Source organism: Pseudonocardia sp. McavD-2-B (genome assembly GCF_024124365.1).
Taxonomy (GTDB): Bacteria; Actinomycetota; Actinomycetes; order Mycobacteriales; family Pseudonocardiaceae; genus Pseudonocardia; species Pseudonocardia alni.
The window spans coordinates 1-13,085 of sequence record NZ_JAMXSG010000160.1; the positions used below are offsets into that span (position 1 = coordinate 1).

The 13,085-nt window shown below is 74.6% G+C and carries 13 protein-coding genes and 1 pseudogene; 7 read left to right on the forward strand and 7 right to left on the reverse strand.

The annotated features are described in order from the left end of the window. Positions 1–457: pseudogene (locus NH602_RS19635) on the reverse strand (electron transfer flavoprotein subunit beta); the annotation flags it as partial. A gap of 400 nt (positions 458–857) precedes the next feature. On the opposite strand from NH602_RS19635, the gene NH602_RS19640 reads away from it, so the two are divergent. Further along, positions 858–1,154, forward strand: a complete 297-nt coding sequence (locus tag NH602_RS19640) for a hypothetical protein (RefSeq protein ID WP_161152870.1) — start codon at positions 858–860, stop codon at positions 1,152–1,154. Between the two features lie 7 nt (positions 1,155–1,161). On the opposite strand, the gene NH602_RS19645 is transcribed toward NH602_RS19640, so the two are convergent. The 3 genes from NH602_RS19645 to NH602_RS19655 form a co-directional block, all read right to left on the reverse strand. Beyond that, a complete protein-coding gene (locus tag NH602_RS19645) occupies positions 1,162–2,574 on the reverse strand; it encodes an NAD(P)/FAD-dependent oxidoreductase (RefSeq protein WP_251784018.1) in 1,413 nt (470 codons plus the stop codon). A 22-nt stretch (positions 2,575–2,596) separates the two neighbouring features. Continuing rightward, the gene (locus NH602_RS19650; protein ID WP_073578461.1) at positions 2,597–3,367 is read right to left on the reverse strand and encodes an SDR family NAD(P)-dependent oxidoreductase; all 771 of its coding nucleotides are present in this window, start codon (positions 3,365–3,367) and stop codon (positions 2,597–2,599) included. Between the two features lie 76 nt (positions 3,368–3,443). Beyond that, a complete protein-coding gene (locus tag NH602_RS19655; RefSeq protein WP_253068572.1) occupies positions 3,444–5,243 on the reverse strand; it encodes a DUF3556 domain-containing protein in 1,800 nt (599 codons plus the stop codon). A gap of 297 nt (positions 5,244–5,540) precedes the next feature. On the opposite strand from NH602_RS19655, the gene NH602_RS19660 reads away from it, so the two are divergent. Then, positions 5,541–6,764, forward strand: coding sequence for a CdaR family transcriptional regulator (locus NH602_RS19660; RefSeq protein ID WP_253068573.1), 1,224 nt, complete (start codon positions 5,541–5,543; stop codon positions 6,762–6,764). A 14-nt stretch (positions 6,765–6,778) separates the two neighbouring features. Here NH602_RS19660 and NH602_RS19665 read toward each other — a convergent pair whose 3' ends face one another. Both NH602_RS19665 and NH602_RS19670 read right to left on the reverse strand, forming a co-directional pair. Continuing rightward, positions 6,779–6,985: a hypothetical protein gene (locus tag NH602_RS19665; RefSeq protein WP_073578464.1), complete on the reverse strand. Its 207-nt coding sequence runs from the start codon at positions 6,983–6,985 to the stop codon at positions 6,779–6,781. 172 nt (positions 6,986–7,157) lie between these two features. After that, positions 7,158–7,382: a hypothetical protein gene (locus NH602_RS19670; RefSeq protein WP_179761977.1), complete on the reverse strand. Its 225-nt coding sequence runs from the start codon at positions 7,380–7,382 to the stop codon at positions 7,158–7,160. Between the two features lie 152 nt (positions 7,383–7,534). Here NH602_RS19670 and NH602_RS19675 point away from each other — a divergent pair, with 152 nt between their 5' ends. From NH602_RS19675 to NH602_RS19685, 3 genes are all read left to right on the forward strand, one after another. Further along, positions 7,535–8,284 (forward strand): bifunctional 2-polyprenyl-6-hydroxyphenol methylase/3-demethylubiquinol 3-O-methyltransferase UbiG, encoded by a 750-nt coding sequence (locus tag NH602_RS19675; RefSeq protein WP_179761976.1) that lies wholly within the window; start codon positions 7,535–7,537, stop codon positions 8,282–8,284. After that, positions 8,281–9,774 (forward strand): 1,4-alpha-glucan branching protein domain-containing protein, encoded by a 1,494-nt coding sequence (locus NH602_RS19680; protein WP_253068574.1) that lies wholly within the window; start codon positions 8,281–8,283, stop codon positions 9,772–9,774. Before NH602_RS19675 ends, NH602_RS19680 begins: the two co-directional genes overlap by 4 nt. A gap of 76 nt (positions 9,775–9,850) precedes the next feature. After that, complete coding sequence (locus NH602_RS19685; RefSeq protein ID WP_179761975.1) at positions 9,851–11,089, forward strand: glycosyltransferase family 4 protein; 1,239 nt, start codon at positions 9,851–9,853, stop codon at positions 11,087–11,089. 14 nt (positions 11,090–11,103) lie between these two features. Here the strand turns inward: NH602_RS19685 and NH602_RS19690 are convergent, their stop codons facing one another. Continuing rightward, positions 11,104–11,823, reverse strand: coding sequence for a DapH/DapD/GlmU-related protein (locus NH602_RS19690; protein ID WP_253068575.1), 720 nt, complete (start codon positions 11,821–11,823; stop codon positions 11,104–11,106). A gap of 81 nt (positions 11,824–11,904) precedes the next feature. Between NH602_RS19690 and NH602_RS19695 the strand changes: the two genes are divergently transcribed. Together NH602_RS19695 and NH602_RS19700 are read left to right on the forward strand one after the other, a co-directional pair. Further along, on the forward strand, positions 11,905–12,108 hold the full coding sequence (locus NH602_RS19695; RefSeq protein WP_073578469.1) for a hypothetical protein: 204 nt from the start codon (positions 11,905–11,907) through the stop codon (positions 12,106–12,108). Positions 12,109–12,141: 33 nt separating this feature from the next. Continuing rightward, a complete protein-coding gene (locus NH602_RS19700; protein ID WP_073578470.1) occupies positions 12,142–13,080 on the forward strand; it encodes a nucleoside hydrolase in 939 nt (312 codons plus the stop codon). Positions 13,081–13,085 lie beyond the last annotated feature (5 nt).

Genomic DNA, 13,085 nt, shown 5'->3' on the forward strand with positions numbered 1-13,085 from the left:
CCTCGACCGAGAGCTCGTTGGCGTGGGTCAGCGACGGCACACCGAGCAGCTCGGCGATCATCGCCGGGACCGCGCCGATCTGGCCGTCGGACGCCGAGTTGCCCGCGATGACCATGTCCCAGCCGTCCACGGTGCCGATCAGCTTCGTCAGCGCCTTCGCGGTCTGCACCGCGCACGAGCCGTGGACGGCCTCGTCCGACAGGTGCACCGCGGAGTCCGCGCCCATCGACAGGGCCTTGCGGATCGCGTCGGTGGCCCGGTCCGGGCCCATGCACACGACGACGACCTCGGAGCCGTCGTGCGCCTCCTTCAGCAGCAGAGCCTGCTCCACCGCGCGCTCGTTGATCTCGTCGATCACCGCCTCGGCACCCTCACGGTCGAGGGTGTGGTCGGAGTCGGACAGCTTCCGCTCCGAGTAGGTGTCGGCCACCTGCTTCACCAGGGTCACGATCTTCATAGGACCTCTTCGACCTCCTGCCGCGGCGGCCTGCGCCCACGCGCACACCGCGTCGTCCTTCGTCGCGTTCCGGTCCCGGTCGTCCCGGGTCCGGATCGTCTCGCGTCACCGTGACGGTGCTGCGCCGCGCGCTCTCGGTCGGAGCGGGGGTGGGCCGCGGCGTCTCGCCCGTCGTAGCCGGTGACTCTGCCATTGCTCGTGCCGTAACGGCACGCCGTGCCACTGTGACGTTCATTGTTACCAGCGAGTAGCGTCCCGGCAAACCGGGGCAGGTCGTGACCGTACTCACGCGCGGCCCTCCTCACCTGGTGCGCGCACGAGGTCACACGCCGCAACCCCTGATCGGGGGTCCGGTTTCGCTACCGTCGGCACCTCGCGCACTCGGCAGGAGGGAGCCGTCGTGCAGGTGACGGGGTTCGACGACCGTCTGGGGACCGGCTACGTGCTCAGCACGGGGCCGCACGCCGACGAGGACGTACCGGGCAGCCGGACCGTCGAGCACGGCGGTCGCACCGTCCGGGCCACCGACGGTCTGGCCGCGATGCTGGAGGACGCGCTGGTCCACCGGCCGACCACACGTCTGGGGTGGGGCGGGCCGGAGGTCCCGCTGACCCTGGACGACGCGACGCTGCTGGCGTGGCTGCGCCAGGACATCGGCGGGGTGGTGGCCGTCAGCGGGGAGCCCGAACCCGTCTGAGCCGCCCTCAGCGGCCCAGGTGGGCGAGCGCGCGACGCGCGGCGTGCGCGCCGCACATCCCGTGCGCACCCGGGCCGGGTGGCGTCGCGGCCGAGCAGAGGAAGTGGCCCGGCGCCCCCGTGTCGTAGGGCTGCAGCGTCGTGCGCGGCCCGAGCAGCAGCTGCCGCAGGTCCTTGGACCCGGTCAGGATGTTCCCGCCGACGAAGTTCGGGTTGCCCGCGAACGCGGCCGGGTCGGTGACCATCGTGCCCACGACCCGCTCCCGGAACCCGGGCGCGAACCGTTCGATCTGCGCGGTGACCGCCTCGGTGGCGTCGCCGGTGTACCCGCGGGGGACGTGCGCGTAGGCCCACACGGGGTGGACGTCGCCCGCCGACCGGGACGGGTCGGCCAGGTACTGCTGCCCGACCAGGACGAACGGCCGCTCCGGCATCCGGCCCGCGTGCACCTCGCGCTCGACGAGTGCGTTCTCCGCCGCCGACCCGACGACGTGCAGCGTCCCGGCCCGTCGCGCGTCGGGATGCGTCCAGGGCACGCCGCCCGCCACCGCGTAGTCGACCTTGAACGCGGCCGGGCCGTGACGGAAGCGCCGGTAGGCCCGCGCGACCCGGGCCGGCAGCCGGTCCCCCAGCAGGGCGGGCAGCCGGTCCGGGCCGACGTCCCACACCACGACGTCCGACGGCGGCAGCTCGTCCGCCGTCCGCACGTGCACCCCGGTCTCGACCTTCGCCCCGTGCTCGGCGAGCACCGCGGCGAGCGCGTCGGAGATCGCCCGCGACCCGCCCTCGGCGACGCCCCAGCCGTGCCGGTGCCCGGCGGTGAACAGGCCGAGCCCGATCGCCGAGGACAGCGGCCGGTTCAGCGGCCGGAACGCGTGCGACGCCGACCCCAGGAACAGCGCCCGCCCGCGCTCGGTGCGGAACGCCCTGGCCAGCACCTCCGCCGGGAGCACGGTGGGGGCACCGAACCGGGCCAGCAGGAGCGGGTGGCGCGGGATCCGCACCAGCGGGCCGAGGAAGTCCGGGGAGAAGGTGTCGTAGTCGCGCACCGGTCCGGTGAACAGCGCACGCCACAGCGCGCCGTCGGCCCCGAGGCCGGCCGCGGTGCCGGCGACCGAGCGGACCAGGACGCCGGCGTCGCCGCCGTCGAGGGGGTGGGCGCAGTCGACCTCCGGCAGCCGCCACCGCAGCCCGTACCGGTCCAGGCCCAGCTCCTCGAGCACCGGCGAGCCGACGGCCATCGGGTGCACCGCCGAGCAGTGGTCGACCAGCAGCCCCGGGACGATCGCCTCCACCGTGCGGGTGCCGCCACCGATCTCGTCGGCGGCCTCCAGCACGGTCACCGCCACCCCGGCGCGGGCCAGCAGGGCCGCGGCCACGAGCCCGTTCGGCCCGGATCCGACGACGGTCGCGGTGGTCATGGCGTCCTCCTGGGGTACCGGGTCAGAGCAGCGACGCGTCGAGGCCGCCGTCGAGGACGAGCCCGCTGCCGGTGCAGAAGCGGGACCGGTCGCTCGCGAAGAAGAGCGCGGCCTCCGCGACGTCGTCGGGGGTGCCGTAACCGCCCTGCTTCTGCTCGATCAGCCCGTCGAAGCCACCGGCGGGCAGACCGAGCGCGGCCTCGAAGCCGGGCCGGGCCGACGTCACCAGGTCGGTGTCGACGAAGCCCGGCAGCAACGCGTTGACCCGCACACCGTACGGCCGCAGCTCGGTCGCCGCGGTCCTGGTCAGGTTGACCACGCCGGCCTTGGCCGCGGCGTAGTGCCCGATCAGCGGGGAGCCCGCCGTCGCCGTGACCGAGGCGAGCGTGACGATCGTGCCGCCACCGGAGGCGATGATCGCGGGCGCGGCGTAGCGGATCGACAGGAAGACACCGTCGAGGTTGACCGAGGTGACCTCCCGCCAGTCGGCGAGACTCATCTCCAGCAGCGGCTGCGGGCGCCCGACCCCGGCGTTGGGGACGAGGACGTGCAGCCCGCCGTGCCGTTCGACGGTGTGCGCGACGAGCTCCTGGACCTGCTCCTCGTCGCGGACGTCGCAGGACAGGTGCGTGGCGTCCGGGATCTCCTGCGCCGTGCGCCGTGCGGCGTCGCCGTCGATGTCGGAGACGACGACGGTCGCCCCCTCCTCGGCGAAGCGCCGGGCGATCGCCCGGCCGAGGCCCTTGCCCGCGCCGGTGACGAGCGCGACGCGGCCGTCCAGTGCGTCTCCCATGTCGTGTCCCTCTCGTCGTGCGGTGTCGGTCCGGCGGGACGAGCGGGCTGCGGTGTCTCCGCCCGTCCCGCGGGTCTCAGGGGGCCGGGGCCTCGACGCCGTCGCCGGCCGTCGCCCGCTGCGGGGCGCGCCAGGTGACGGTCAGCGGGATCGGCCCGTTCGGCAGCCACGGCTGCTCGGCGACGGCGTCGGCGACCTTCCAGTACCCGCGCTCGACCACGCCGAGGGCGGCGTCGATCAGCTGGTAGTGCTGCACCGACGAGTGGATGGCCTGGGACTCCACCCAGCAGACGACGAACTCGCCGGGCGCGAACCCGATCCGCTTCTGCAGGGCGGCGATGAGCTGGGCGTCGTGCAGGTGGCCGTCGCCGAAGTTGAACCCGATGACGGAGTTGCAGCCGAACTCGGCCTCGCGGACGGTGCGGGAGTCCAGGTCGTCGAGCCGGGCGGCCAGCACCGAGAACAGGCCGCGCCCCTGGGAGTGCATCGACCGCCAGGCGATCGTCTGCTGCATGGTGACCTCGGCGACCGCCGGCGGGTAGCCCAGTGCCTGCAGCTGGTCGACCTGGTTGGTGGTGGGCCGGTGCGGCAGCCGGTTCAGCTTCTCCTCCGCCCCGGGGGTGAAGGTCCACAGCGCCGACGCCCAGTTGCCGGCGTACTGGCGCATCGACGGCAGGAACGACACCAGGTCGGGTCGCAGGTTGCCCAGCACCGGGAAGAACGCCAGGCAGGCCACGATCGCGACGGTCAGCACCGGGGAGGACATGTCGCCGATGCCGAAGCCGTCGCCGTTGGGGAAGCCGAGGAACAGGAAGACCGCCAGGTAGCCGAACAGGATGTTCCACTCCAGCGGCACCGCGAGCGGGAACGTCGAGGTGATGAACAGGTGGAACACCACCATGAGCACCACACCGGCCAGGGTCAGCCGGTGGTCGGTCGAGAACAGCAGCACCAGCGGGGTGATGATCTCCACCGTCGTGCCGCCGACGTGGGCCATGAACGTCGCGAGCCGCGACGGCCGCAGGTCGCCCGAGGCGTCCCGGTAGTGCGCCCGCTTGATCCACTTCGAGGGGATGCAGGGGCTGTTGGACACCATCGGCGGGATGACGTTGGTGAAGTGCCTGCCGAACTTCGACACGCCCGCACCGATCCACACCATGCAGATCAGCAGCTTCGCCGCGACGATCATGTCGACGAAGGGCAGCGTCCCGAAGAACACCATCGCGGGCAGGTACTGCTCGCCGCGGGCGGCCAGGAAGATCGTCTTGTCGCGCAGGCCGCACAGGACCAGCAGCACGATCGGCGCGATCATCAGCCAGGGCGCGACCAGCCCGGAGGTGTTGTCGGGCAGCACCGCCGACAGCGACGCGCTCGGCACGCCGGGCAGCACCACCGCGGTCAGCAGCGAGGCGACGAGGCCCAGGTAGAGCACGACGTCGAGCAGGGTGCGGGTGTCGCCGTCGGTACCGGGGACGGCCTTCCACGGGCGGAGCCGGATGGTGCCGGGGCGGGCCCAGAACAGGATGCCGCCGGTCATCGGCCTGAACTTGCCCGCGATCGGCCCCCAGGACCCGGCGACGCCGACGACCTCCAGCAGCACCGTCCAGAGCACCAGCTTCTGGTAGACGACCGGCTGGTCCCACCAGCCCGACACGTCCCAGAACGGGCCGACGCCGGAGGTCCAGGTGATCAGCGCGGTCCCGATGACGCAGTAGAGGACGAGCAGCTTCACGACGTAGGTCGCCGGGATCATCTTCGGCGACCCGAAGCCGTACTGCGTCCAGTGCAGGGCGAGCGCCTTGGTCCGCTCGAACAACGGCCTGTCGAGGAAGGTGTCGAGATCGACCGGGGGGAAGTCCCCCGTCTTGAACCCCATCGTGCGGTCCTCTCCGGTGGAAGGTTCGGTGGCCGTCCGCGGGCGGTGTCCGGGCAGGACGGCTCCCCCGCCGGACCGTGCGGGTCCGCGGGAGGTCGGTGGGTGCCGGGTACGGGGGCCGGGCGGTGCGCTGGCGCGCCGGCCGCCGTCGGGATCGGTGTCGGGGAAACGTAGGTCCCCGGGTGTGACCGACGCCATGTACGGCGATCACGAATCGCGGGCGGCCCGTTGTGCCGGGGACACAACCGGGACGTACCCGCCGGTCCGGGGCCCGGCCGACCCGCTAGCGTCGCGCGGGTGTCCGCCCACGTCGACGAGGTCGTGGCGGCCGTCGCCCGCGACGTCGAGGCCCGGCTGCCCGAGCTGACGACCGCGATGACCGACTGGTTCGTCGAGGTCATCCCCGAGTTCCGGCACGACGAGACGCTGCGCAGTCTGATGGTCGCGAGCACCTCGGCGAACCTCGTCGCGATCATGGACATGCTCGTCCACTCGATCCCGATGGACCGCATCACGGTGCCGCCCGCGGCCGCCGAGTACGCCCGCCGCTTCGCCCAGCACGACCTGTCGCTGGAGGCGCTGCTGCGGGCCTACCGGCTCGGCGAGCAGATGTTCGCGCAGTGGGCGCTGGACGCGCTGCGGGCCGGGCCGCACCACGGGGACCCGGACGTGCTCGACGCGGTGTCGGTGCTGAGCGAGCGCACGAACCGCTACATCGACGAGGTCATCGCCGGACTCATCGACATCTACGAAGCCGAGCGACGGCGGTGGAGCACCCGGTCCGGAGCAGGGCTCGCGACCCGGGTCCGGATGGTGCTCGACACCGACCCGCTGACCGACGCGGCCGCCTCGGAGCTGCTGGGGATCCCGGTGACCGGCCGGCACACCGCGGCGCTGGTGTGGGCCCCCGCGTCCGGCGACGGCCCCGCCGACGGGCACGCGCTGCAGGCCGGGGCCCGGCTGCTCTACGAGGCGTGCGGGCGGACCCCGCTGACGGTGCTCGCGGACAGCCGCACACTGTGGGCGTGGCTGTCCGGGCCCGACGAGGTGCGGCTGGACGTCGGCCTGCTCCGCGACCGGCTCCCGGCCGGGGTGCGGATCGCCGTCGGCGGGTCGGCCGCCGGGATCGACGGGTTCCGCGGCTCGCTCGCCGAGGCGCAGCGGGCCCGTGCGGTGGCCGAGACCGCCGAGGACCGGCCCGCGGTCGTCCGGTTCGACGACGTCGCCGTCGCCGCGCTGCTCACCGACCGGTCCGAGGACCTGCGCCGCTGGGTCGCCCGGACCCTGTCCGGACTGACCGCCGACGAGCCCGGCACCGACCAGCTGCGCGAGACGCTGCGGGTGTTCCTGGCCGCCGGGGGGAGCTACATCCAGGCCGCGGCCCGGCTGCACCTGCACAAGAACACGGTGCACTACCGGGTGCGCAAGGCCGAGGAACTGCTCGGGCGCCCGGTCGGGGAGGACCGGCTGCAGGTCGAGGTGGCGCTGCTGGCGGCGTCGCTGCTGCGGGGACGGCTGTAGTCCGACGCCTCTGCTCAGCTCACGCGGCGGCCGGGCGGGGGCTCGGCGGGGACGCGGTCCTCCTCGGGCACGACCATCGACAGCACCTCGCCGAGTGCCTCGTCGTCCATCGCGCGCGGCTCGACCGGCTCGTCGCCGAGCACACCCGACACCACCCAGGACCCGGACCGCCCGGTGATGGTGAGCGACAGCGTCTCGTTCTCGTCCACCGGGTCGTTCATCCTGGGCTCCTCTCGGCACGACGCCGTCGGCGTCACCCCTGGCCCGCACGGGCCCGGGGTACGGCGGATACCCGTCGGTGGGCAGGTGATACCCGTCCGGGGGCCGACCGCACGCCGACCGGCACGAACCGTGCGCCGACCGCGAAACGGACGTGCGCGACCGGACTGCGGCTCAGCCCGCGTGACGGCGGCCGGGCGCAGGGGCCGGGTGCGCGGGCCCGTGCGCTGACGACGGTGCCACCGGCAGCATCGCCCACAGCATCTCGGCGAGTGCGCCGTCGTCCAGCCCCTTGAGCGGCAGCGGTTCCCGGCCGAGCACACCCGACACCAGCCAGGATCCGCTACGGCCGGTGATGGTCAGCGTCACCGTGTCCTCGTCGGTCGCGATGTCGTTCATGTGTCCCCCTCCGTCGTGCCTGGCGGGATGTCGGTCGGGCTCCACGTCATCAGACGTCCGTGGTGACACTGCGTTGCTCCGCGTCGACGAGCGGTAGCGCACGCGAGGGGACCGGTGCGAACTCCCTCCGACGGGCGTGGTGAAGTCGGTGGGTGACCAGCAGCCTGCCCCTCACCGGAGAGCGCACCGTCCCGGGCGTCAGCCACGAGAACTACTGGTTCCGCCGCCACGAGGTGGTCTACGCGGCCATCGCCGCCGACTGCTCGGGCGTGGCCGTGCTGGAGGCCGGCTGCGGCGAGGGCTACGGCGCCGACCTGCTCGCCGGGGCCGCCCGCTCGGTGCTGGCGCTGGACTACGACGCGACGACCGTGGCCCACGTCCGTGCCCGCTACCCGCGGGTGAGCGTGGCCCGGGCCAACCTCGTGGCGCTGCCGGTGCCCGACGGGAGCGTCGACGTCGTCGTGTCGTTGCAGGTCATCGAACACCTGTGGGAGCAGGAGCGGTTCCTGCGCGAGTGCAGGCGGGTGCTGCGTCCCGGCGGGCGGCTCATGGTGTCGACGCCGAACCGGATCACCTTCTCCCCCGGTCGTGACACCCCGCTCAACCCGTTCCACACCCGCGAGCTCGACCCGCGCGAACTGGCCGGCCTGGTCGACGACGCCGGGTTCGGCCGTGTCGTCGTGCAGGGGCTGCACCACGGTCCGCGGCTGCGCGAGCTCGACGCCCGCCACGGTGGTCTCATCGAGGCGCAGACCCGGCTGGCGTTGTCCGGGGAGCCGTGGCCGCACGCGCTGGCCGTCGACGTCGCCGGGGTGCGGTGCTCGCACTTCGTGCTGCGCACCGGCGACGACACCGACCTCGACGCCTCGCTCGACCTGCTGGTCACGGCGACCCGGCCGTGAGCGGCGCGCCCGTCGGGACGTTCTGCCTCGTCCTGCACTCGCACCTGCCGCTGCTGGCCCGGCACGGCCGGTGGCCGGTCGGCGAGGAGTGGCTCTACCAGTCCTGGGCGCACTCCTATCTGCCCGTCGTCGCGATGCTGCGGGAGCTGGCCGAGGAGGGCCGCACCGGGCTGGCCACCCTCGGGGTGACGCCGGTGCTGGCCGCGCAGCTCGACGACCCGCACTGCCTGCGCGGGGTGCACGACTGGCTCGGCGGGTGGACGCTGCGCGCACACTCGGCGGCGGGCCGGCTGCCGGACCTGGCCGCGCACGAGCACCGACTGTCGACGGCGGCGACGGCCGAGTTCGAGCGGCACTGGCGCCACGGCGGGTCGCCCGCCCTGCGCGGTCTGCGCGATTCCGGCGCCGTCGAGCTGCTGGGCGGGCCGGCGGCGCACCCGTTCCAGCCGCTGCTCGACCCGCGGGTGCGGGCGTTCTCGCTGCGCGCCGGGCTCGACGACCACGCCCTGCGCCTGGGCGCCCGGCCGGCCGGGATCTGGGCGCCCGAGTGCGGCTTCGCACCCGGGATGGAGGACGGCTACGCCGCCGCCGGGGTGCGCCGCTTCCTCGTCGACGGCCCCGCGCTGCGCGGCGACACCGCGTTCGCCAGGCCGGTCGGGACCTCCGACGTCGTGTGCGTCGGCCGCGACCTGGAGATCACCTACCGGGTGTGGTCGCCCCGCAAGGGCTACCCCGGTTCGGCCGAGTACCGCGACTTCCACACCTGGGACCACGAGTCCGGCCTCAAACCGGCGCGGGTCACCGGACGGCGGGTACCGACCGAGCGGAAGAAGCCCTACACCCCCGCGCTCGCCGCCCGCGCCGTCTCCCGCGACGCCGACGACTTCGTCGACACCGTCGTCGCACGGCTGACCGCGCTGCGCGCCGAGCACGGCCGCCCGGCGCTGACCGTCGCCGCGTTCGACACCGAGCTGTTCGGGCACTGGTGGCACGAGGGACCTGCCTGGCTGGCCGCCGTGCTCCGCAGGTTGCCCGAGGCCGGGGTCGCCGTGCGCACCCTCGGCGACGCCGTCGACGACGGTCTGGTCGGCGACCCGGTCGACCTGCGGGAGTCGTCCTGGGGCTCGGGCAAGGACTGGCGGGTCTGGGCCGGGCCGCAGGTCGCCGACCTGGTCGCGCGGAACGCCGCGGTCCAGTCCGACCTGCTCGCCGCCCCGCTGCCCGGCCCCCTCCGGGACCCGCTGGCCGACCTGCTCGCCGACCAGGCGCTGCACGCCCTGTCCAGCGACTGGGCGTTCATGGTCAGCAAGGACTCCGCAGCCGGGTACGCCCGCTCCCGCGCCGACCTGCACGCCGGACGGGTGGCGGAGCTGTCCGGGCTGCTGCGCGCCGGGCGACGGCGGGCCGCACAGCGCCGGGTCGCGGCGTGGGCGGACACGCCGCTGCCGACCTTCGGGCACGTGGACGCCCGGGACCTGGGACGGGTCTGACCACGAACTCGCTCACCCGGTGCGCGGACGGCGCCCCGGGGGTTACCGCCGGTCCGGTGTTTGTCAGGATCTAGCGATGCGGGTGCTGATGGTCAGCTGGGAGTTCCCGCCGGTCGTCGTCGGCGGGCTGGGCCGGCACGTGCACGCGCTGTCCCGCGAGCTCGTCGCGGCCGGGCACGAGGTCGTCGTGCTGTCCCGGGCCCCCACCGGCACCGACGCCGAGACCCACCCGACCCGCACCGAGACCGTCGACGGGGTGCGGGTGCTGCGGGTGGCCGAGGACCCGCCGGAGCTGGAGTTCGGCACCGACCTGGTCGCGTGGACGCTCGCTATGGGGCACGCGATGCTGCGCCACGCACTGACCGCGTTGCTGCCGGGCTGGCGGCCGGACGTCGTGCACGCCCACGACTGGCTCGTCGCGCACCCGTCGATCGCGCTCGCCGACGTCCTCGGGGTCCCGCTGGTCGCGACCGTGCACGCCACCGAGGCGGGCCGGCACTCCGGCTGGCTGCCGGGGCCGCTGAACCGGCAGGTGCACTCCACCGAGTGGTGGCTCGCGCAGCGCGCGGACGAGGTCATCACCTGCTCCGGCGCGATGCGCACCGAGGTGTCGGCACTGCACGACCTCGACCCGGCCGCCGTCCATGTGGTGCACAACGGCATCGACCCGCGTCGCTGGCGGTCCCGCGCCGCCGCTCCCGCGCACGCCGGCGACGGGCCGAGGATCGTCTACTTCGGACGTCTGGAGTACGAGAAGGGCGTCCAGGACCTGATCGCGGCACTGCCCCGGATCCGGCGGCGGCACCGCGGGACCCGGCTGCTCGTCGCCGGGAGCGGGACGCAGCAGGAGATGCTGGCCGAGCGCGCGGCGCAGCACCGGGTGACGCGCTCGGTGACCTTCCTCGGCCACCTGCCCGACGGCGAGCTGACCGCCCTGCTGCGCGGCGCGGACGCGGTCGTCCTGCCGAGCCGCTACGAGCCGTTCGGAATCGTCGCGCTGGAGGCCGCCGCGGTGGGAGCGACTCTCGTCGCCTCGACCGCGGGCGGGCTCGGCGAGCTGGTCCGCGACGGCGAGACCGGCCTCGGGTTCGCCCCCGGCGACGTCCCCGGGATCGCCGACGCCGTCGACCGGGCGCTGGCCGACCCGTCCGCCGCCCGCCGCCGGGCCCGCGCGGCCCGGGCCCGGCTGCGCACCGACTTCGCCTGGCCGGTCATCGCCGGGCACACCGCCCGCATCTACGCCGGCGCCACCGCTGCCGGGCCGCGGGAGCTCCCCCGTCCGAAGATCCCCACCGGGAACCTGTTCAGCGCCTGAGCCCGCGGCGCGGCTCAGGCCCGGTCGAGCCGGGCCTGCAGGGCCCGGTCGGCCTTGCGTGCCATGTCCGCGACCGCGGCGCGCTCGGCGGCGGCGGCCTCGTAGTCGGCCCGCCGGTCGCGCACCACCCGGGCCGGGGTCCCGACGGCGATCGACTCCGCGGGGATGTCCCCCCGCGCGACCGCGTGCGCCCCGAGCACGCTGCCCGGGCCGATCCGGGTGCCGCGCAGCACCGAGGTCTTCACCCCGAGCCAGCAGCCCTCGCCGATCCGGACCGGCGACTTCACGATGCCCTGGTCCTTGATCGGGCGCCGGACGTCGGAGGTGCGGTGGTCGAAGTCGGTGACGTAGACCCAGTCGGCGACGAGCGTCGTCGCGCCGATCTCGACGTCGAGGTAGCAGTTGACGGTGTTGTCCCGGCCGAACACGACCTTGTCGCCGATCCGCATCGAACCCTCGTGGCAGCGCAGGGCGGTGCCGTCGCCGATGTGCACCCAGCGGCCGATCTCGAGCCGCCCGAATCCGGGTCGGGCCTCGATCGTCACGTCCTTGCCGAGGAACACCATGCCGCGCAGTACGACGTGCGGGTGCCGCAGTCGCAGCTTCGCCAGCCGCCAGTACCGCCACAGGTACCAGGGGCTGTACGCGCGGTGGCGCAGGATCCAGCGCAGCGAGGTGAGGCTGAACAGCTTCGCCTGCTCCGGGTCGGCGTCGGGGATCGGCGGACGTCGCACCCGGCAGAGACTAGGCGTGTGCACCCCACCGGCGACGGGTACCTCCGGCGAGTACCCGTACCCCACCCGAGAGGTCCGCTTGTGAGCGAGCACCGCCAGCCCGACGACGGCACCGACGTCGGCACCGACGAGCTGACCTCCGGAGGAGGCGGCACCTCCCGCGTCGACACGGACAAGGCAGGCAACCCGCGGCCCGACGCGACGACCGACGACTCCGGGGCCACCGGGGCGGCCGCCCGCGAGGTCGAGGCGGACAACGAGGACGAGCCCACCCGCAGCGAGTGATCACCCCGGCGGGCCGGTCGTAGGCTCGCCGGTGTGCCCCGCCCCCTGATCATCTCGACCGATCCCGGCGTCGACGACGCCGTCGCGCTCGTGCTGGCCCTGCGCAGCCCCGAGGTGGACGTCCGGGCCGTCGTCGCCACCTTCGGCAACGTCGGACTGGACGCCACCCTGCCCAACGCGGGTCGCCTGCTCGCCCTCGCCGGGCGCCCGGACGTCCCGCTGGGGGTCGGCGCGGCGCGGCCGCTGGTGCACCGGCTCGAGCGGCGGGCCGGGCACGTGCACGGCTCCGACGGGCTCGGCGGGCGCGCTGCGTCGCTGCCCGGCCCCGCCGCACCGATGCCCGGGTCCGGGGCCGCGTTGATGGCGCGGGTCCTCGAGGAGGCGACCGAGCCGGTCACGATCGCCTCGATCGGCCCGCTCACCGACACCGCGATCCTGCTGGCCGCCCGCCCGGATCTGGTGGGGCGGATCGAGCGGGTCGTCGTCATGGGCGGGGCGATCGGCGGCGGGAACGTCACCGGTGCCGCCGAGTTCAACGTCCACGCCGACCCGGAGGCCGCCCACCGTGTCCTGGCCCAGGACCCCGGCGAGGGCTCCGTGCCGGTCGCGCTGGTGCCCCTGGAGACCACGCTGGGCTGTGCCGCGGGCCCGGAGTGGGTCGCCGCACTGGGCGACGCCGACCCGGTCGGCGCCGAGCTGGCCGCGATGATCGCCCCGTACATGCGGTTCTACCGGGAACGCTACGGCCGCGACGCGGTCGCCCTGCACGACGCGACGGCGCTGCTGGAGTGCGTCGCACCCGGGTCGCTGACGCCGACGCCGACGGCGCTGACCGTGGACACCGGGTTCGGCCCCGCCCGCGGGGCGACCGTGCCCGCCGGACCCGGCACCCGCCCGGTGGACGTGCTGTCCGCGCCGGACGTGCCGGCCGTCCTCGACGCGGCGCTGGCCCGGCTCACCGCGCGCCCGTAGCCGGC

What these genes read in the sequence shown, in the direction of transcription:
- NH602_RS19685 (WP_179761975.1), top strand. Translation starts at nt 9,851, where the DNA reads ATGCGGGTGCTGATGGTCAGCTGGGAGTTCCCGCCGGTCGTCGTCGGC.
- NH602_RS19670 (WP_179761977.1), bottom strand. Translation starts at nt 7,382, where the DNA reads ATGAACGACATCGCGACCGACGAGGACACGGTGACGCTGACCATCACC.
- NH602_RS19665 (WP_073578464.1), bottom strand. Translation starts at nt 6,985, where the DNA reads ATGAACGACCCGGTGGACGAGAACGAGACGCTGTCGCTCACCATCACC.
- NH602_RS19655 (WP_253068572.1), bottom strand. Translation starts at nt 5,243, where the DNA reads ATGGGGTTCAAGACGGGGGACTTCCCCCCGGTCGATCTCGACACCTTC.
- NH602_RS19650 (WP_073578461.1), bottom strand. Translation starts at nt 3,367, where the DNA reads ATGGGAGACGCACTGGACGGCCGCGTCGCGCTCGTCACCGGCGCGGGC.
- NH602_RS19645 (WP_251784018.1), bottom strand. Translation starts at nt 2,574, where the DNA reads ATGACCACCGCGACCGTCGTCGGATCCGGGCCGAACGGGCTCGTGGCC.